Here is a 17267-nt window from a genome sequence, read left to right as displayed (position 1 = left end):
GAGGTTTAAATGCGAATGATCGGTTGGCTGTTACTGCTGCTGACCTCGAACCAGGCTTTGGCCCAGGCGTGTGTAGTGCACAGCCAGGCGGAACGGCTCGATGTCAGAGTCTGCCAGCAGAACCGCAATATTCCGCAAAAACTGTTCGCCGACGGCTTCTGCCAACCCAGCCTGGCCGGACAGAAAGTCGACGTGCAGTATGTCGATCAATGCCCTGGCGGCGCATTTGGCATTTGCAGCAACGCCCAGGTCGCCAATATGCCTTATCGCCAGGATATTCACTATTACGGCGTAGCCACCGATGCGGCTTACCTGAAACCCTTTTGCGAAAGCCAAAGCCAGGGACACTGGCTCAAGCCTTAGGCCAGCCAATCCAGCGAAAGGATCAAACGCCGTTCGCCGGGCGCCAATTGCGGTGAGCGGTGGATCAGCCCGTGACCTTCATTGCCTTGCCACTTTTCACCTTTGAGCAGCGCCACATCGCCACTGCGCATCTGCTGAATGAGACTCGCGTCGGCAGGCTCTGCTTCAGGCTGGGCCAATCGTCGACGGTCCATGACGCCTTCCATGAGCCATTGGCTGCCGACGCCGGCATAGGTGGTGATCAGCCGCACCGGCACATGGTCGACGTGAAAACGTGGGCACATTGCATTATCCAACGCTCGTAAGCGCAGACCGACGCGCCGGGCACCGAGGAGACAGGCAAACGCACTGACCAGCCAGGCGACATCCGCGACGAACCCTTCATATCCGTGCAGATCGCCGAAACCCGAGGCAAGGCCATGCAACACCGGCTGCGTATCCTCGCCCGGCAACTCAAGCACCATCGACTCGGCCAGGGGTTGGCCCATCGAAAGCAGCATCGCCGCAAAATCGCCGATATGTGCCGGGAGGTGACGCTGCCACACGGCCAGGTTGGTGTCGTCATCCAGAATCTGCGCGAAGGTAAGCGGCGTATCTCCGTGGACCTGACGCAGCTGCTTCAGACGAGGCGCCAGCATCACGCCGCAACCTCGTCATGCCACGGGCCGAACGGGTCTGGCAACTGCCGCCAGCGCTCGATGCCCAGGCTCATCTCCGCGTCTGTTAGCAGGCAAGCGTCCAGTTCGGTGGCGAGCAGCGCGAAGTCTATATTCTGACCAATGAATACCAGCTCCTGGCGGCAATCACCGGAGGTCGCCAGCCAGTTTTTCATGATCGCGGCGATGCTCTCCTCATCCTGCGGCCACTGGCTTTTCGGCACGAACCGCCACCAGCGCCCGGCGAAGCCGTGACGCATCAACCCGCCGGCCTGAGACCAACTGCCGGCTTCCTCATGTTTGCTGGCGAGCCAAAAAAAACCTTTGGAGCGCAGGAGTGTTCCATTGGTCCATGGGCGGTCGATAAAGTTGAAGAATCGTTGGGGATGAAAAGGGCGACGGGCGCGGTAAGCAGTCGATGCGATGCCGTACTCCAAGGTTTCGGGCACATGCTCGCCGCGCAACTCCCGCAGCCAACCGGGCGCCTGCGCCGCGCGTTCAAAATCGAAGCGGCCCGTATCAAGGATCTGCCCCAGCGGTACCTGCCCCATGACCATGGGAATAACCTGCGCCTGGGCATTCAGGCGCGACAGAATTGCGCTCAACTCTTCTCGTTCGGAGCGGCTTATGAGATCAATCTTGCTGATCAGGATCACGTCGGCGAACTCGATCTGCTCGATCAGCAAATCGGTTATCGAGCGCTCATCTTCTTCTCCGAGGGTTTCGCCCCTGGTGGAAAGGTTTTCCGCGGCCTGGTAATCCTTGAGGAAATTCACGCCATCGACCACTGTCACCATCGTGTCGAGCCTCGCAACGTCCGCCAGGCTGCGCCCTTCTTCATCAAGAAAGGTGAAGGTTTCGGCGACCGGCATCGGCTCCGAAATGCCCGTGGATTCGATCAGCAGATAATCGAAGCGGCCTTCCCTGGCAAGCTTGCCCACTTCCTCCAAGAGATCCTCGCGCAGCGTGCAGCAAATGCAGCCATTACTCATTTCGACCAACCGTTCTTCGGCGCGATTGAGGGTGACATCTCGCTGCACTTCGCTACCATCGATGTTGATCTCGCTCATATCGTTGACGATGACGGCAACGCGAAGGTTGTCGCGATTACGCAACACATGATTGAGCAAGGTGCTTTTACCAGCCCCGAGAAATCCGGACAGCACGGTAACGGGGAGACGGTTGGGCATCAGGTTTATCCTCATCGGGGCGGCCGCTTCTGTGGCTCGTATCAGGTTTGGGTTCGGCTAAAGGGGGCAGCTTTTAATGTTATAGTATTACACTCAAGTACAGCCAACCCTTTTCTGCTTCTGGGCTCCTACAAAATGCTCACCCTCTTCAGATACCTGGTCGCAGCGCCACTGCTGCTGATAGCGGCGGGCGTTTCGGCGCAAGGCGCTTTGTTGGGCAACTGCACTCGCAGCGCTAATGTGCTGGCCTGCGTAGATGGACAGGGCAATGCCTACAGCGTCGCTACGGCTGGCAATACAATTTATCTGCGTGGATATGAGGTGGCTGGCCACCGCTACTGGGCCCAGACAAACAGCCGTTACGGCCAACTGACCTTCTTCACTGGACTGGCCTCCGATGGCGAAGCTTGGGTTGGATACAGTCGCCGTGTGGGCTGGACGACAATCAACCGTTTTTCCAGTTCTGGCGGTACCAAGGGAAGTTTTATGTGCGGACGCATGAACGGCTGTCAGGAGTCTCCACGCTGACGTTTCACGTGGAACCATCGGAGATGAAACTCTATTCATGAAAAAGGTCTCGTCGATTTTATTGTTATACTATAACATTAAAAACGATTCTCTCTTGGACCTTGAAAATGAACGCGTTAACTCTGCCGGACATTGCGGCGCAGGCGTCTCGTCAAGCCATGCCGTTGGATTGGGTGGGCATGTGCGGCATCGCCGTGCCGGTGCTGTTGGATGGCCAGCGTTTGAGCGCCTCTGCCGATGCGGGCGTCAGTCTCGATGATGGCGAAGCGCGTGGCATCCATATGTCGCGCTTGTATGTGGCACTCGAAAAGCTTGAATACACCGCGCTTTCTCCGGACCTGTTACGCCGGATCCTGCAAGAGTTTCTGGATAGTCATGAGGGTTTGTCCCGGAGTGCTTCACTGACCCTGCGCACCGATCTGATGTACAAGCGCCCCGCTTTGATCAGCCCACTCGCCGGCTGGAAGCGTTATCCCATCGTTATCGAAGCCCGCCTTAAACACTCAGTGTTCCACGTGGAACTTCAAATCGAAATTCCTTACTCGTCTACTTGCCCTTGTTCGGCAGCGCTGGCGCGGCAATTGATCCAGCAGAAATTCCTCGACGATTTCGCGAATACAAATCTGGAGCACGCTGAAGTTCTCGCGTGGCTAGGTTCTCAGAAAGGTATCGTGGCCACCCCTCATAGCCAGCGCAGCGTAGCCATCCTGAACCTGCGCTTGGACGCGAAGCTCAATGAGTTTCCGGTGTTGCCGCTGATCAACGAGGCGGAGGCGGCGCTCGGCACCGCTGTCCAAACTGCCGTCAAACGCGTCGATGAACAAGCCTTCGCGCTCGCCAATGGGCAGAACCTGATGTTCTGCGAAGATGCCGCGCGGCGCTTGAATATAGCGCTGAGGCCGCTGCCCTGGATTTCCTCTCTTGACGTACGAGTCGTTCATGCGGAAAGCCTGCACGCCCACGATGCCGTCGCCCAAAGCCATTGGCAACGGGAGGAATCATGATTCGTTGCCAGGGATTGAGTTGGGGTATCCCCGGGCACCCTCTCACTCCACCTCTGCACATGGAGCGCCCGGAGGGCAGCCTGACCGCAATCATTGGCGCCAACGGATCAGGGAAAAGCAGCCTGCTGAAAGTTATCGCCGGGTTACAGAAGCCACTGACGGGGAAGGTCTCGCTCAACGTTCAACGGCGCGGCGGCGTGTCGTTCCTGCCTCAACAGCAGCACCTGGATCGGCAATTTCCCATCAGTCTGCAGGAATTGGTGGCAGCAGGTTCCTGGGGTAATCGACAGGAACCTGCCGCACGCAACCAACGACTCAAGGCGGTTCTCGACGACTGGGCCTTGAGCGGTCTGGAACACCGTCCGCTGATGGCGTTATCGGGTGGCGAGTTGCAACGGGCCCTGCTCGCGCGACTGAGCCTGACCGAAGCGCCACTCCTGTTGCTGGACGAACCCCACGCAGCCCTTGATGAAAAAGGCCAGGCACTGCTGTGGGACAACATTCAGCGATGGCATCGCGAAGGGCGCACCCTGGTGGTGGTTTGTCACGATTTGGCTGCGGTGCATCAACACATTCCCCATACCTTGCTGATCAATCCGTCCGGCTGCGTATTGGGTCGCAGCGCCGAATTGATCGCCCCGACGCCTTACACACAGGTCGCTTGATGCTTACCGCCACCCACTTCTGGCAGCCCTTCCAGGAATTTGTCTTCATGCGCCGGGCCTTGTTGGGCGGATTGGTGTTGGCATGCAGCACGGCTCCGCTAGGCGTGTTCCTGATTTTGCGGCGCATGAGTCTGATCGGAGATGCGGTAGCTCACGGCATCTTGCCGGGCGCGGCCCTGGGTTTCTGGTTCGCCGGTCTGAGCCTGCCAGCCTTGACGGTGGGTGGCCTGGGCGCCGGCTTGAGCATGGCCGGGCTGGCGGCGTGGGTCACCCGCCGCACCGGCCTGCGGGAAGATGCCAGCCTGGCGGCGGTCTACCCCATCTCCCTCGCCGCCGGGGTGTTGATCCTCGGTATGGCCGGTAAACGCCTGGACCTGCTGCACCTGTTATTCGGCTCGGCGTTGGCGGTGGACGGCCCGACACTCACCGGCATGCTCTGGGTTTCGGCGGCCAGTCTGGTGGCGATGGCGTTGATTTACCACCCGCTGTTACTCGACACCCTGGACCCACTGTTTCTGCAAACCGTCAGCCGTCTGGGTCCACTGGCCCACGGCGTATTCCTGACCCTGGTGGTGCTGAACCTGGTCATCGGCTTCCAGGCCATCGGCGCGTTGATGGTGGTCGGCCTGATGATGTTGCCGGCGGCCGCGTCGAGATTCTGGAGTCGTCGCCTGCCGATGTTGATGCTGGTCGCTGCATTGCTCGGTTGTCTCTCGGTGTGGCTGGGCCTGCTGTTGTCCTTCTATTTTTCGCTGCCCAGCGGGCCGGCCATCGTCCTGGTGGCGGGCGCGTCATATCTGTTGTCCGTGGTATTCGGTCCGGTGCACGGCTTGCTGCGCCGCCCGCCCCTGCTTACATCCCAATGAGGTGTTACCTGATGCGCGCCCTGCTCCTGATATTCAGCTTGATGCTGTCCATGTCCCTGTCTGCTGCTGAAAAACTCAAGGTGGTGACGAGCTTCAGCATCCTTGCCGACATGACCCGACAAGTCGGCGGCGAGCATGTCCAGATCACCAACATGGTAGGGCCTGACGCTGACGCACATACCTATGAACCCACGCCGGACGACGCCAAGGCATTGCTCGGGGCGAAACTGATCATCAAGAACGGGTTGGGCTTCGAGCCGTGGCTGGATCGCCTGGTGACCAGCACCGAAACCGGTGCCCCGGTCATCAGTGCCAGCCGCGGCGTGATTCCACGCTCGCTGGAAGAAGATGGCGAGACCATTCCCGACCCGCACGCCTGGCATAACCTCGCCAACGCCGTGCTTTATGTCGGCAACATCACCAAGGCATTGGAGGCGGCCGACCCGGCGAACAAGGCCGACTACGAACGTAACAGCCAGGCGTACCTGAAGAAGATTTATGCACTACTCGCCGAAGCCAAGGCGAAGTTCGCTGCGTTGCCACCGGGCAATCGCAAAATCGTCACGTCCCATGATGCGTTCGGTTACCTGGGCCAGGCTTATGGTATCGAGTTTTTGGCGCCGCAAGGGTTGTCTACTGAGCGTGAACCGTCAGCCGCGGAAGTCGCTGCGTTGATCACCCAGATTCGTCAGGCAAAAGTCAAAGCCGTGTTCATGGAAAACATCAAGGACGCGCGCCTGCTCAAGCAGATCGCCGACGAAAGCGGCGCGCACATCGGTGGCACGCTGTACTCCGATGCCCTCGCCGCCAGCGGACCGGCCAGCACCTTTACCGGTCTCTTCGAATACAACCTCAACACACTCTACGAGGCACTGGGGCGGCCCTGATAACAGGCCGCTGTTCAAGCCCTTGGCTTGACCGTCCCGCAATCCTGCCCCAGCCATACGGCGCGGGTGTCCAGGCTGCCGTTCTGCTGGATACCCGTGGCGTTGAACGTGCCATTGACCTTGGTGGTGAATTCGCGATCGCTCTGGAATGTCGCGATACCGTTGCCCTGGGCTTTCGGGCAACTGAAGCGGAATTTCCACTGGTTGCCGGTACGCTCGGTGATCTGCTGCTTGCAGCCTGATTGCGGATCTTGCAGCGGGATGTCATTGGTCTGCACCTGTGCCGGAGTCAGGCACACCCGAATCCCCTTGCCCCCCATGGTGATGCCCTGCTTTTCGAGCATTGCCCGCTGTTCAGGCGTCATCTGGTTCTGCAATTGACCAAGGATCAATTGCAGGTCCGGCAGGTTCTGGTTGTCGACTTTCATGTTGCTGGTCGTCAATTCCCACAAGCCTGGTTGAAGCATCTGCGCCTGAGCCGCCACAGGAACCGACAAGCCAACGGCCAAGGCCAAACCCAGCAGACGAACATTCATTGCACAAACTCCAGAGGACAAGTGGCCGTTAGACGCCGCCTTCAGGCTTCGGTTCAGACACGCGCCGAGTGAATTAAATAGCGACATTCGCCCTGGAACATGGTCTGTTAAGCATTGAAGTTTCAGGAGCAAGGCAGCCCCATGGATTTTTTTGGCCCGCATGTTTTCGGTTACCTGATCGCGCTGCTCCATACCCTCGGCTCCATCGCCGCCGTCCATGCGGTGCTGACGGTGCGTACCGCCCAGGGCTCGATTGCCTGGGCCCTGTCGCTGGTATTCATCCCCTACCTGACGTTGATTCCTTACCTGGTCTTCGGCCGCAGCACCTTCGACGGCTACATCAAGGCACGTCGACAAGCCAACGAGGAAATGCGCAAGGCGATCTCCGAGCTCAACTGGCGCCCCTGGGTCGAAGAAGCGCTGGCCGCTCGCGCGTCCCAGGCCTACGCCTCGTTACGAGCCATGCCGAAGTTGGGACGCACGCCGTGTCTGGCAAACAATCAGGTGCGTCTGCTGGTTGATGGCCCAGCTACGTTCGAAGCGATTTTCCAGGCCATCGAGAGTGCTCGCGAAGCGGTTCTGGTGCAGTTCTTCATCATCCACGACGACCGGCTCGGTCAGCGCTTGCATGCGTTGCTGCTGAAGAAAGCCGCTGAAGGTGTGGCGGTGTACCTGCTTTACGACCGTATCGGTAGCCATTCCCTGCCCCATCGTTATGTCCAGGCGTTGCGCGACGGTGGCGTTCACGTCAAAGCGTTTGCCACTCGCAGCGGTTGGCTCAACCGGTTCCAGGTCAACTTTCGCAACCACCGCAAGATCGTCGCCGTGGACGGCGTCCTGGGGTTCGTCGGCGGGCACAACGTGGGCGATGAATACCTGGGGGAAAAACCACCCCTCGCACCGTGGCGCGACACTCATGTAGAGGTACGCGGCCCAGTGGTAGCGAGCATGCAGGAGTCCTTCGCCGAGGATTGGTTCTGGGCGGCGCGTTCCCTGCCGCCGCTGATTCTGCCGGACGCTTATCCGGACGATGGAGTGCTCTGCCAACTGCTAGCCAGCGGTCCCGCCGATGCCTACGAAACCTGCTCGCTGTTCTTCGTCGAAGCCGTTCATGCGGCAAGCGAACGCATCTGGATAACCACGCCGTATTTCATTCCCGACGAAGCGGTTTTCGCGGCTTTGCGCCTGGCCGTGCTGCGTGGCGTGGACGTGCGCATCCTGCTGCCGTCGCGACCGGACCACCGGATCGTCTACGCTGCGTCCAGTCTCTATGCGTTCGAAGCGGTGCGCGCCGGCGTGCGGGTGTTTCGTTATGAGCCGGGTTTCCTGCACCAGAAAGTGGTGCTGATCGATCGGGAAATCAGCGCCATCGGCAGCGCGAACCTGGACAACCGTTCGTTCCGGCTGAACTTCGAAGTCATGCTGCTGACCGTCGACATGGCCTTTGCCAGCGAAGTCGAGCAGATGCTCGAAAAGGACTTCGCCCAGGCCCACGAAGTGGCCAAACGGGAAAGCCGGGAAACCCACCGCCTGCAAAAGGTCGGAATGCGGATCGCCCGGCTGATTTCGCCGATTCTTTAAGGCGTGTAGATGTCGTCGCGGGTCCAGGGCAGCTCATGGCTACCATCGGCGTGGGCCTTCACCGCGAGGATCTGATGCAGGTTTATCCAGCCCTTGGCGAATGCATAGGCGCAGCCGGCCAGGTAAAGACGCCAGATCCGCAGCGCCTGTTCCGGCACTTCCCTGGAAGCGGCTTCGAGATTGTCCTCAAGGCGCTCGCTCCAATGGTCGAGAGTGCGCGCGTAATGCATGCGCAGGCTTTCCACATCGACAATTTCCAGCCCCGCTTCGCTGATCTCGGCGGAAATCATCGACAGATGAGGCAACTCACCGTTCGGGAATACATACTTTTCGATAAACTCACCCGCGCCGCGACCTACCGGACGCCCGTCGGTGTGCTTGGCGGTAATCCCGTGATTCATCACCAACCCACCCTCACGCACCGCGCCGTTCAGCGTCTTGCAGTACTGCGCCAGGTTGGCATGCCCGACGTGTTCGAACATGCCGACGCTGACCACTTTGTCGAATCGGCCATCCTGGGGCAGGTCCCGGTAGTCCAGAAGTTGCAGCTCTACCTGGTCCTCAAGGCCTTCGGCCTTTACCCGCTCCCGCGCCAACGCAAGCTGCGCCTTGCTCAGGGTAATGCCGAAGACCTTGGCGCCGAATTCCCGTGCGGCAAAGCGCGCAAGACCACCCCAGCCGCATCCGACGTCCAGCAGGTAATCGCCGGGTTGCAGGCGTAGCTTGCGGCACAGATGGCGGAATTTGGCTTGTTGCGCTTGCTCGAGGGTTTCACTGCCGGTCTCGAAATACGCACAGGAATACACCATGTCGCTGTCGAGCCAGAGTTGATAAAACGCGTTGGACAGATCGTAATGATAGGAGATGGCCTTGGCGTCGGTTTCCTTGTCATGCACCGCACGCACCGGCAGATGGCTCTCGTCTTCGTCCACCAGAGCCTGGCTCAGCTCGTCACACACCCGGATGACTTCGTTGATCGAGCCCTCCAGTTCGAGTTTGCCTTCGACAAACGCCGCTCCCAGGGCATCCAGGCTGGGATGGGTGAATTGCGCGACCATTTGTGGGTCCTTTACCACAATCGTGACGCTGGGATCGGCACCCAGCGTGAATTCATGGCCGTCCCAGAGCCGCAACCGAAGCGGCAGGTGCAAATTCTGCAAGGCCGGTGGAAGTTGAGCCAGCATGTAATAACCTCCCCATGTTTCAGATTGTTTCAGACGTCTGAAATGAGGGTAGACCATCGTGGGAAAATAGCAGGCTATCGAATTTATAGCCTTTTTCTATCGTCTTCCATCTACCGCCTGAGCGGTGACTGCGTGGATTGGTGGGCCCTCTCGCTAGAGACTGCGGGTGCAGGCTACAGTTCGCTCGGGGGTCGTCAGCGGCTACTCGCCTGGATCTTCGCCAAGGGCTCGTGAAACCGCAGCAGTCGTCCCGCATTGCCCAGCACCAGCAATGTGCTCAGGTTATGCAGCAACGCGGCGATCATCGCCCCCGCTGCTCCGAGCCAGCCGAACGCGGCGAAAGCGACGATGGCCAGCGTCCAGCCCAGGCCGATGATCACGTTGACCTGCAACGTGCGTCGGCACTGGCGACTCAACCGCACGCAAGTTCCGAGACGTCGCAGATCACTCCCGATCAGCACGATATCCGCCGACGCCAGGGCGATATCGGCACCGCCCGCGCCCATCGCCACGCCCACCACACCGGCTTTCAGCGCCAGCGAATCGTTGATCCCGTCACCCACCACCATCGGACGGAAACCCTGGTCGATTTCGACCATGACCCGGTCAAGCTTATCCTCCGGCAGCGCCTGTGCCTGCAGCTCGCTGATACCGACATCGTGCGCCAGGGCGGCGGCCACGCTCTGGCGATCCCCCGTCAGCAATAACTGGCGTCCCAACCCCAGCGCCCGCAATTCGGTCATGGCCACCCGCGCTTCCGGCTTGACGCTGTCGGCCAGCAGCAGCCAGGCGCGAAACTGCCCGTCCAGTGCCAGGCCGGCGATCGGGCCGTCATGACTGGGAACCGTCGGTGTCTCGATGCCCAACCGGGCAAACAATTCGGGTCGGCCAAGGGCGGCCTCCCCCAGCCCTGTCATGGCAACTACCCCGAGGCCCTGGCGCTCGTGAATATCGGTCAGCGGCAGATAATCTTGCGCTGTCACCAGCCCCGCCAAGGCACGACTGACCGGATGACTGCTGGCCGATCCGAGGCTCGCGGCCAATGGCAGCAATGCGGCAGGGTCGTCCTCGGTACTTTCGATCGATTGCAGACGCAGGGTGCCGTAGGTCAGGGTCCCGGTCTTGTCGATGACCAACGAGGTGAGGTCCGCCAGCTCCTCGAGAAAAGCTGAGCTTCGAATCAGGATGCCGTGGCGCGCCGCCACCGCAATCCCGGCGATGGCCGTCGCTGGGGCTGACAACACCAAGGCACAGGGACACGCCGCCACCAATACCGCCAACATCGCCTGGGCGTCATTGGTGACAAACCAGGTAACCGCCGCCAGCAACAACACCAGCACCAGATAACTTCCGGCGTAGCGTTCAAGCAAACGAGTGATTGGCGGTTTCGAGCGCTCGGCGTTCTGCATCAGCGCGATGACTTTGCCCAGCGTCGATTCATCGCCGGTGCGGGTCACTTCCAGGCGCAACAGACCGTCAAGGTTGATCGCGCCGCCAAAGACTTCAACACCCGCCACCGCCTCCAATGGCACCGACTCACCCGTAATGGGCGCGGTGTCGAGGCTCGCTTGGCCGGACAACACCCGACCATCGGCGGGCACCCGGTCGCCGGCGCGGACTTCCACTACATCGCCGGGTCGCAACGTAGCGTTGTCCACTTCGATGATCGAGCCATCAGCCTGCACTTTGCGGCCCTGGCTGCGGGTCAGTTGGCCAAGGGCATCGATCGCTTCCTGGGACCCGATGACGCTGCGCTCTTCCAGCACATGGCCGAAAATCATGATGATCGGCAACAGCGCCGCCGTCAGCAGGTCGCCGGTAGCCCAGGCCCCCAGCATCGCCAGGGCGATCAATTGATCGGTAATCCCATGCAGGCTTGGATAACGCAGGCTGTACCAGGCCGAGCGCATCACCGGCACCGCGACCAACAGCGAGGCAAACCCCAACAGCAGTTGGCTGACGGTACCCTGCTCCGGCAACCAGACGCGCCAGGCCAGGCCCAGGGCAAGCAAGCCGAGGGCGAGCATCGCCAGGGTCAGTTGTCGAGCGGCCGAGCGTTGCTCGGCGGTGGACAGCATCGGCATGTTGATACTCTGCGCGGTCATTGCCCGCCTCCCTGGATGATCAGACGAGAATCGTCTTTCGGGTCGACCGTGGTGACGGAACCAGCCCGACCAAGAATCCCGGGCATGCGTTCGCGGTACAGACGCTGCAGCAGCTGCGGATCGCTGTCCTGGGTTTTCGCCAGCCCCGACACCGAGGCTGTATCGGTCGACGCCTTGGCAAGTCGTTCGCTGGCCTGGGCATGGGCGACTTGTAACGCACGGTCGGCTTCCTCGCGGGCAGCCTGGGTCTGTTTCTCCGCCTCGGTTCGGGCGTTGGCGACCGCTTTGTCGGCCTGCTGGCTGGCCGTCAGCACCGCATTGAATGCGCTCACCGCCGGCCCCGGCAGGCTCGATTGCACGTCGACCCGCACCACTTCGATCCCCAAGCCCTGCCCTGTCGCGGTCAGGTCAGCCAGGCGCCGATTGATGCCCTGCACCAGGTCGCCACGCAAGCGTTCACGTCGCTCCGCGGCCTGGGTATCGCTACCCATCAGTTCGGGGCGGGCCACCAGAATGGTGTCCAGGTCTCGCGCCGCGGCAAGCGCCACGGCACTTCTCGTCGCCAACCGGTCCAACGCTGGCAATACATGTTCGCCTTGGAGGACAAACGCATAAGGCTCGATGACCTTGTAAAAGAGCCGCACATCCAGTTGCACCACGCCCGCATCGCCGGTCAACAGATAACCGGAGCCCGCGAGTTCATCGCTGACCGGCGTGGCAAAACTGGCGACGCGATCAGCCTGCAAGGCCGCATCCGAACGCAGCAGACTTTCCACCCGGCGCTCCAGCACCCGGTCTGCCGCCGGCAGCAAAATCACTTGTTCCACGGGACGCGGCCACGCCAATAACAGACCGGCGTTCTGGATTCGGTCCAACGCACCAAAGTGCAAAACCACCGCCCGGCTCTGCGGATCAATTTGCCGCACATTGGAAAATGCCCAGGCCAACGCCGCCAGGACAGTCACAGCATAAAGCGCGAGGAACGCCAGACGCCCGGCCTGAATCCACGGGCTGGATAACTCATTTGTTCCACGTGGAACCACGCTCATGGTTGTGTTCCACCTTTAGGCTCCAGGGCGGGTGGACCATCCACCAGAACGCGAAACGGTGCCGCATCAGTGCGCAAGATCAGTTTGGTGCCGGGGCCGACAATGGTGTTCAAGGTGTCCAGCGAGCGCAGCAAATTATAAAGCTGCGGCGAACCGGCATAGGCCTTGCCGTAGATTTCAGCTGCTTCGACGCGGGACTGCGCTTCGATACTGGCTGCTTTAACCGTGGCATCAGCTTGCATGATCCGCGCATCGCGTTCGGCCGCCGAGCGAATCTGCGCCGCTTCGCGTTTGCCGATGGCTGTGCGCTCCGTGGCGATGGTTTCACGCTCGGCACGCATGCGGTCCACGGTCGCGGTGAGCGTCACCGAGGGCAGCGTCAGACGTTCGATACCCACCTGCAAAACCCGAACGCCATAAGTGGCGAGCAATTGTTGCTCAATCTGCTGACGCAACTGGGCTTCGAAATCGGCGATATGCACCTGACTGGCGTCGGTATTGACCAGGTTTGCCAAATCAAAACTGGCCGCCGTTGTTTCCAGCGCCGAGCCGACGAAGGTGCGAATCTGCCGCGCGGCTTCGTCCGGCTGGTTCTGCACGGCGCGCATGAAGCGCTGCACATGGTCCGGGTCACCTTGGACCTGCCACGCCACATAGGCCTGGACGATGACCCGCAGACCGTCGCGCGTACCGACGTCTTGCAATCCGCTGGAGGTGGTGCGCAACCTCAGGTCTACCGGGATCGCCGCCTCGAAAGGTGCCGGCCAGCGCCAGCCCAGGCCGGGTTGCAAAAGTACCCGCGCCGGGTTGCCGAAACGGGTAATGACAGTGGCCTCCCCCGAACGCACCTGTACCAGGCTGGCGGCCGCAACGGCAAACGCCACCAGCAGCGCGGCCCAGCACATCCGCCGCCACGGAAACGGGCCGGCTTGCTGCGGATCGCCATGATGGTGGTGATGTCCGTGATGATGCCCGGCATGACCGTGATCGTGACCGGCATGGTCGTGATGACCATGGGAAGAGGACTGGCTCAATGGGCAGCTCCTGGCTGGACAGGTTGGTTTGGCGATGCGGGATCCGCCGGCAGCGTGAAAGTGCGCAGGTCAATGGTCGGGGCGTTGGCGTTGCCGCCCAGGCGATGGTCAAGGATCAGCAAGCTGGCGCTGCCGAGGCCCTGGCTCAGTTGACCGAGGTATTGCTCCAGCACGAAGGCATGGCCAGCCGTCGCGTAGGCTTGGCGTTCGGCGCGAAAGCGCAGGTCGGCGGCTTGGGCAGTGGCGTTGATTTCTCGCGCCGTGGCTTGGGCCTGGTCGTTGGCGGTGCTTGCTTGCAGTTGCGCCTGGTTGACCTGCTGCGCAGCGGCGCCACGCTCGCGGGCGATTAACGCCTGGGCACCGATCTGCGCCGCTTGCACACCGTGGTAGGCATTGGCTGCGCCGGCCGGCGGATGGATCGCCTCGACCACTGTCGCAAGAATCTCTACGCCACTGTCGAGCGATTGCAGATCGGCCTGTACAGCGCGACCGATTTCCTCCGCCAGGCTGACACGGTCCGCGCCCAGCAAGCCATCCAGCGTGCGCGAGGCAAATTCATGCACCAGGACGCGGCTGGCCGTGCTGCGAATCAGCGTCGGCACATCCGCACTGTGGTAAGTCGCCGCCAGCGCCGCTGCATCCGTCAGGCCGATGCGATAGACGAAGCGTACGTCCATGTTGACGATCTGGAAGCTCTGCTGATCCGCGCGACGGCTGGCGATGACCTGGGATTTGTCATTCACGTGGCTGGCATCCCACAACCGATTGGCGATAGCCGGAGCCGGTCCCTCTGCCGGTTCCGCGACCGAGGCCGTCTTGCCGTCGCCGCTGGTAGCCAACTCGTGGACGACACCGTTCTCGACGCTCAATACCCTGCCCCACGGCCATGGCAAACCCGCGTGGAGGCCCGGACCAAAGACCTGTACCGGCTTGCCGAAACGTTCATAGATGCCGCGCCCTTGCAGCGGCACCTCATGCACGCCGGTCAGCAGCCACCCGACCAGCGCCACCAATGCCAGCACCGGAACAAATGCCCGGCGCATGTAGCTGAACGCCCAGATCTGGCGCAGGTCGATGCCAAAACGATTGTGCAACTCATGCTGCAAGGCCAACAGCGGTCGCGGCGGCCAGCGCAGCAGATCGGCGACCACACTGCGTCCCAGAAGCGCCGGTTCCAAGGTGTTCCGGCGCGGGCTGAATAACGCCAGCAGCGCGCGTAGCAACAACTCCACCGCCACCAGGCCCGGCAACAATCCGATCAGCACCGCCAGGCGTACCGGCCAGAGGGACGCCTCCCCGGCGAAGAGCAGACACACGGCAGCCAGTACCAGCACGATGATCGGCACCCGTGTCAGTTGCGCCAGCGGCGCGGCTTCGGGCCATTCGATCGGCGACTGTTGAGCCAGTTGGCGCTCGAGCACCAGCAACCCGAACGCCAGCACTAACGAAAGCACCGCGCCGACGCTGGCCGCCACGCCAAGCGAAGCGGCAGGCAACGCCAAGTCCCAGGTTTTCTCCAGAACCAGCAACGACAGCAGCGCCCAGCCGGCAAGCCACAGAAGCGGTCCGCCGATTTGCTGCAGCAGACCGATCCAGCGCGCGCTGATCCGCTCAAGCAGGCGCTCGTACCAACCCGAGTTATCAACAGGCTCGTCTTCGACCGGCAGGATATCCACCATCGGCAGCAGGGCCTTGCTACGCCATTGCGTGATCCACCAGGCCGATTGCAATCCGGCCACCAGCACCGATAAAGCCGCGCCTTGGCTCACCAGCAACGCCGACCATATCGATTGTGGCGAAAAAAGCCCGATGAAAAACGCCGACACCAGCCCCAGCCCCGCGAGGCCGCCCAGTACGAGCGCGATCCGCTTCAAGCGCAGCCCTTGGAATGCGGCGCGCTGGAAGCGCGGCCAGTCGGCCACGTGTGCCCCGTCTATTTCCAGATCGACTTGCATGTCACTCCACTGCTTGTGGCATTCGAGAACCGGACACGCGAGGCCTACGTCACCGCATCGCTCCGTTACATGTCGTTACCTTATAACCAACGCTGTGAAATTTCCGTTTTGAATTCTTCATGGCAAACCCTGCGGCGAACGCTTGACTTAAGCCTTGACCGTTATTCGCGACAACGCTCATATTATGGTCATAATTTTCCAGACATGAGGAAGACGGTAATGAGCAATTACGACGTGATCATTCTGGGCGGCGGCCCCGGCGGTTATAACGCAGCGATCCGGGCCGGACAGTTGGGGTTGAAGGCGGCCTGCGTGGAAGGCCGTGCCACCCTCGGCGGCACTTGCCTGAACGTCGGTTGCATGCCTTCCAAGGCGTTGCTGCACGCCTCCGAACTGTACGAAGCAGCCAAGGGCGCGGAATTCGCCCAGCTGGGCATCAACGTCAGCCCCACCCTCGACCTCGCACAAATGATGAAACAAAAGGATGAAAGCGTCGCGGGCCTGACCAAGGGCATCGAGTTTCTGTTTCGCAAAAACAAGGTTGACTGGATCAAGGGCTGGGGCCATATCGACGGCCCCGGCAAAGTCACCGTCACCGGTGAGGACGGTGGCAAGACCGAACTGAGTGCCAAGGACATCGTCATCGCCACCGGCTCCGAGCCGACGCCACTGGCGGGGGTCGACATCGATAACCGGCGCATTCTCGATTCCACCGGTGCGTTGTCCCTGAGCGAAGTGCCTCGGCACCTGGTGGTGATCGGCGCTGGCGTCATCGGCCTTGAACTCGGTTCAGTCTGGCGGCGCCTGGGTGCCGAGGTCACCGTCGTGGAATACCTCGATCGCATTTGTCCAGGCGTCGACGGCGAAGCCGGCAAGACCCTGCAGCGGGCCCTGGCCAAGCAGGGCATCCAGTTCAAGCTGAGCGCCAAGGTGACCCGCGCCGTTTCCTCGGCGAGCGGCGTGCAACTGCAAATTGAACCCGCGGCCGGAGGCGAGGCGCAAACCCTGGACGCTGACTACGTACTGGTTGCCATCGGCCGTCGGCCTTATACCCAAGGCCTGGGGCTGGAAAATGCAGGATTGGCGACCGACCAACGCGGCATGCTCGCCAACCAGCGCCACCGCACCAAAGCGCCCGGCTTCTGGGTGATCGGCGACGTGACGTCCGGACCGATGCTTGCGCACAAGGCCGAAGACGAGGCCATGGCCTGCATCGAACAGATTGTTGGCAAGGCCGGCGAGGTCAATTACGACTTGATCCCCAACGTCATCTATACCCGCCCTGAACTGGCCAGCGTCGGCAGGACCGAAGAGCAGCTCAAGGCCGAAGGCCGCGCCTACAAGGTCGGGAAATTTCCGTTCACCGCCAACAGCCGGGCGAAGATCAATCATGAAACCGAGGGGTTCGCCAAGGTATTGGCTGACGAGCGCACCGACGAAATTCTCGGCGTGCATCTGGTAGGCCCGAGCGTCAGCGAGATGATCGGAGAGTACTGCGTAGCGATGGAATTCGGTGCCTCGGCCGAGGACATCGCTCTGATCTGCCACCCTCACCCCACTCGCTCGGAGGCGTTGCGCCAAGCAGCGATGAACGTGGAGGGGATGGCGACGCAGATGTAGTCACCCGGCTGAATGGAACACCTGTGGCGAGGGATCAAGCTCCC

At 61.2% G+C, this 17267-nt stretch carries 16 protein-coding genes; 8 read left to right on the top strand and 8 right to left on the bottom strand.

All coding sequences use genetic code 11. The annotated features are described in order from the left end of the window. Positions 1-9: 9 nt before the first annotated feature. Entirely contained in the window at positions 10-363 is a 354-nt protein-coding gene (locus tag J3P86_RS00145) for an NADH:ubiquinone oxidoreductase (protein ID WP_434699191.1), read from the top strand. Here the strand turns inward: J3P86_RS00145 and J3P86_RS00140 are convergent. Beyond that, on the bottom strand, positions 360-1001 hold the full coding sequence (locus J3P86_RS00140; RefSeq protein WP_434699190.1) for a DUF1826 domain-containing protein: 642 nt from the start codon (positions 999-1001) through the stop codon (positions 360-362). The genes J3P86_RS00145 and J3P86_RS00140 overlap by 4 nt on opposite strands. Further along, entirely contained in the window at positions 1001-2209 is a 1209-nt protein-coding gene (zigA, locus tag J3P86_RS00135; protein ID WP_434699189.1) for a zinc metallochaperone GTPase ZigA, read from the bottom strand. The genes J3P86_RS00140 and zigA overlap by 1 nt, the downstream gene beginning before the upstream one ends. Positions 2210-2344: 135 nt before the next feature. Here zigA and J3P86_RS00130 point away from each other — a divergent pair, with 135 nt between their 5' ends. The 5 genes from J3P86_RS00130 to J3P86_RS00110 all read left to right on the top strand — a co-directional run bounded on the left by J3P86_RS00130 (position 2345) and on the right by J3P86_RS00110 (position 6159). After that, a complete protein-coding gene (locus tag J3P86_RS00130) occupies positions 2345-2737 on the top strand; it encodes a glutamine synthetase (protein WP_434696314.1) in 393 nt (130 codons plus the stop codon). A gap of 107 nt (positions 2738-2844) precedes the next feature. Further along, positions 2845-3741 carry a GTP cyclohydrolase FolE2 gene (gene folE2, locus J3P86_RS00125; protein WP_434699188.1) on the top strand — a complete coding sequence of 299 codons (897 nt, stop codon included), beginning with the start codon at positions 2845-2847 and terminating at the stop codon, positions 3739-3741. Further along, positions 3738-4406: a metal ABC transporter ATP-binding protein gene (locus J3P86_RS00120; protein ID WP_434626833.1), complete on the top strand. Its 669-nt coding sequence runs from the start codon at positions 3738-3740 to the stop codon at positions 4404-4406. The genes folE2 and J3P86_RS00120 overlap by 4 nt, the downstream gene beginning before the upstream one ends. Next, a complete protein-coding gene (locus J3P86_RS00115) occupies positions 4406-5272 on the top strand; it encodes a metal ABC transporter permease (protein WP_434699187.1) in 867 nt (288 codons plus the stop codon). Before J3P86_RS00120 ends, J3P86_RS00115 begins: the two co-directional genes overlap by 1 nt. Positions 5273-5283: 11 nt before the next feature. Continuing rightward, positions 5284-6159, top strand: a complete 876-nt coding sequence (locus tag J3P86_RS00110) for a metal ABC transporter substrate-binding protein (RefSeq protein ID WP_434570646.1) — start codon at positions 5284-5286, stop codon at positions 6157-6159. A 14-nt stretch (positions 6160-6173) separates the two neighbouring features. Here J3P86_RS00110 and J3P86_RS00105 read toward each other — a convergent pair whose 3' ends face one another. Next, positions 6174-6695, bottom strand: a complete 522-nt coding sequence (locus J3P86_RS00105) for a DUF3617 domain-containing protein (RefSeq protein ID WP_434570647.1) — start codon at positions 6693-6695, stop codon at positions 6174-6176. Positions 6696-6836: 141 nt separating this feature from the next. On the opposite strand from J3P86_RS00105, the gene cls reads away from it, so the two are divergent. After that, positions 6837-8276 carry a cardiolipin synthase gene (cls, locus tag J3P86_RS00100; RefSeq protein WP_434626838.1) on the top strand — a complete coding sequence of 480 codons (1440 nt, stop codon included), beginning with the start codon at positions 6837-6839 and terminating at the stop codon, positions 8274-8276. Here the strand turns inward: cls and cfaB are convergent. From cfaB to hflK (J3P86_RS00075), 5 genes are all read right to left on the bottom strand, one after another. After that, complete coding sequence (gene cfaB / locus J3P86_RS00095; RefSeq protein WP_434699186.1) at positions 8273-9460, bottom strand: C17 cyclopropane fatty acid synthase CfaB; 1188 nt, start codon at positions 9458-9460, stop codon at positions 8273-8275. The genes cls and cfaB overlap by 4 nt on opposite strands. A gap of 194 nt (positions 9461-9654) precedes the next feature. Further along, positions 9655-11565 carry a heavy metal translocating P-type ATPase gene (locus tag J3P86_RS00090; protein WP_434626840.1) on the bottom strand — a complete coding sequence of 637 codons (1911 nt, stop codon included), beginning with the start codon at positions 11563-11565 and terminating at the stop codon, positions 9655-9657. After that, the gene (gene hflK / locus J3P86_RS00085) at positions 11562-12614 is read right to left on the bottom strand and encodes a protease modulator HflK (protein ID WP_434626842.1); all 1053 of its coding nucleotides are present in this window, start codon (positions 12612-12614) and stop codon (positions 11562-11564) included. The genes J3P86_RS00090 and hflK (J3P86_RS00085) overlap by 4 nt, the downstream gene beginning before the upstream one ends. Beyond that, the gene (gene hflC / locus J3P86_RS00080) at positions 12611-13648 is read right to left on the bottom strand and encodes a protease modulator HflC (protein ID WP_434699185.1); all 1038 of its coding nucleotides are present in this window, start codon (positions 13646-13648) and stop codon (positions 12611-12613) included. The genes hflK (J3P86_RS00085) and hflC overlap by 4 nt, the downstream gene beginning before the upstream one ends. After that, entirely contained in the window at positions 13645-15603 is a 1959-nt protein-coding gene (gene hflK / locus J3P86_RS00075; protein WP_434699184.1) for a protease modulator HflK, read from the bottom strand. The genes hflC and hflK (J3P86_RS00075) overlap by 4 nt, the downstream gene beginning before the upstream one ends. Before the next feature lie 219 nt (positions 15604-15822). Here hflK (J3P86_RS00075) and lpdA point away from each other — a divergent pair, with 219 nt between their 5' ends. Next, positions 15823-17223 (top strand): dihydrolipoyl dehydrogenase, encoded by a 1401-nt coding sequence (gene lpdA, locus J3P86_RS00070; RefSeq protein WP_434626848.1) that lies wholly within the window; start codon positions 15823-15825, stop codon positions 17221-17223. Positions 17224-17267 lie beyond the last annotated feature (44 nt).

This window comes from Pseudomonas sp. D1-1, from assembly GCF_051132225.1.
Lineage (GTDB): Bacteria > Pseudomonadota > Gammaproteobacteria > Pseudomonadales > Pseudomonadaceae > Aquipseudomonas.
The sequence above is the reverse complement of the archived record's forward strand: the minus strand, read 5'-3'. Positions and strand labels throughout refer to the sequence as shown.

Coding starts and splice junctions, on each gene's coding strand:
- J3P86_RS00145 (WP_434699191.1), top strand. CDS start 10: ATGCGAATGATCGGTTGGCTGTTACTGCTGCTGACCTCGAACCAGGCT.
- J3P86_RS00140 (WP_434699190.1), bottom strand. CDS start 1,001: ATGCTGGCGCCTCGTCTGAAGCAGCTGCGTCAGGTCCACGGAGATACG.
- zigA (WP_434699189.1), bottom strand. CDS start 2,209: ATGCCCAACCGTCTCCCCGTTACCGTGCTGTCCGGATTTCTCGGGGCT.
- J3P86_RS00130 (WP_434696314.1), top strand. CDS start 2,345: ATGCTCACCCTCTTCAGATACCTGGTCGCAGCGCCACTGCTGCTGATA.
- folE2 (WP_434699188.1), top strand. CDS start 2,845: ATGAACGCGTTAACTCTGCCGGACATTGCGGCGCAGGCGTCTCGTCAA.
- J3P86_RS00120 (WP_434626833.1), top strand. CDS start 3,738: ATGATTCGTTGCCAGGGATTGAGTTGGGGTATCCCCGGGCACCCTCTC.
- J3P86_RS00115 (WP_434699187.1), top strand. CDS start 4,406: ATGCTTACCGCCACCCACTTCTGGCAGCCCTTCCAGGAATTTGTCTTC.
- J3P86_RS00110 (WP_434570646.1), top strand. CDS start 5,284: ATGCGCGCCCTGCTCCTGATATTCAGCTTGATGCTGTCCATGTCCCTG.
- J3P86_RS00105 (WP_434570647.1), bottom strand. CDS start 6,695: ATGAATGTTCGTCTGCTGGGTTTGGCCTTGGCCGTTGGCTTGTCGGTT.
- cls (WP_434626838.1), top strand. CDS start 6,837: ATGGATTTTTTTGGCCCGCATGTTTTCGGTTACCTGATCGCGCTGCTC.
- cfaB (WP_434699186.1), bottom strand. CDS start 9,460: ATGCTGGCTCAACTTCCACCGGCCTTGCAGAATTTGCACCTGCCGCTT.
- J3P86_RS00090 (WP_434626840.1), bottom strand. CDS start 11,565: ATGACCGCGCAGAGTATCAACATGCCGATGCTGTCCACCGCCGAGCAA.
- hflK (WP_434626842.1), bottom strand. CDS start 12,614: ATGAGCGTGGTTCCACGTGGAACAAATGAGTTATCCAGCCCGTGGATT.
- hflK (WP_434699184.1), bottom strand. CDS start 15,603: ATGCAAGTCGATCTGGAAATAGACGGGGCACACGTGGCCGACTGGCCG.
- lpdA (WP_434626848.1), top strand. CDS start 15,823: ATGAGCAATTACGACGTGATCATTCTGGGCGGCGGCCCCGGCGGTTAT.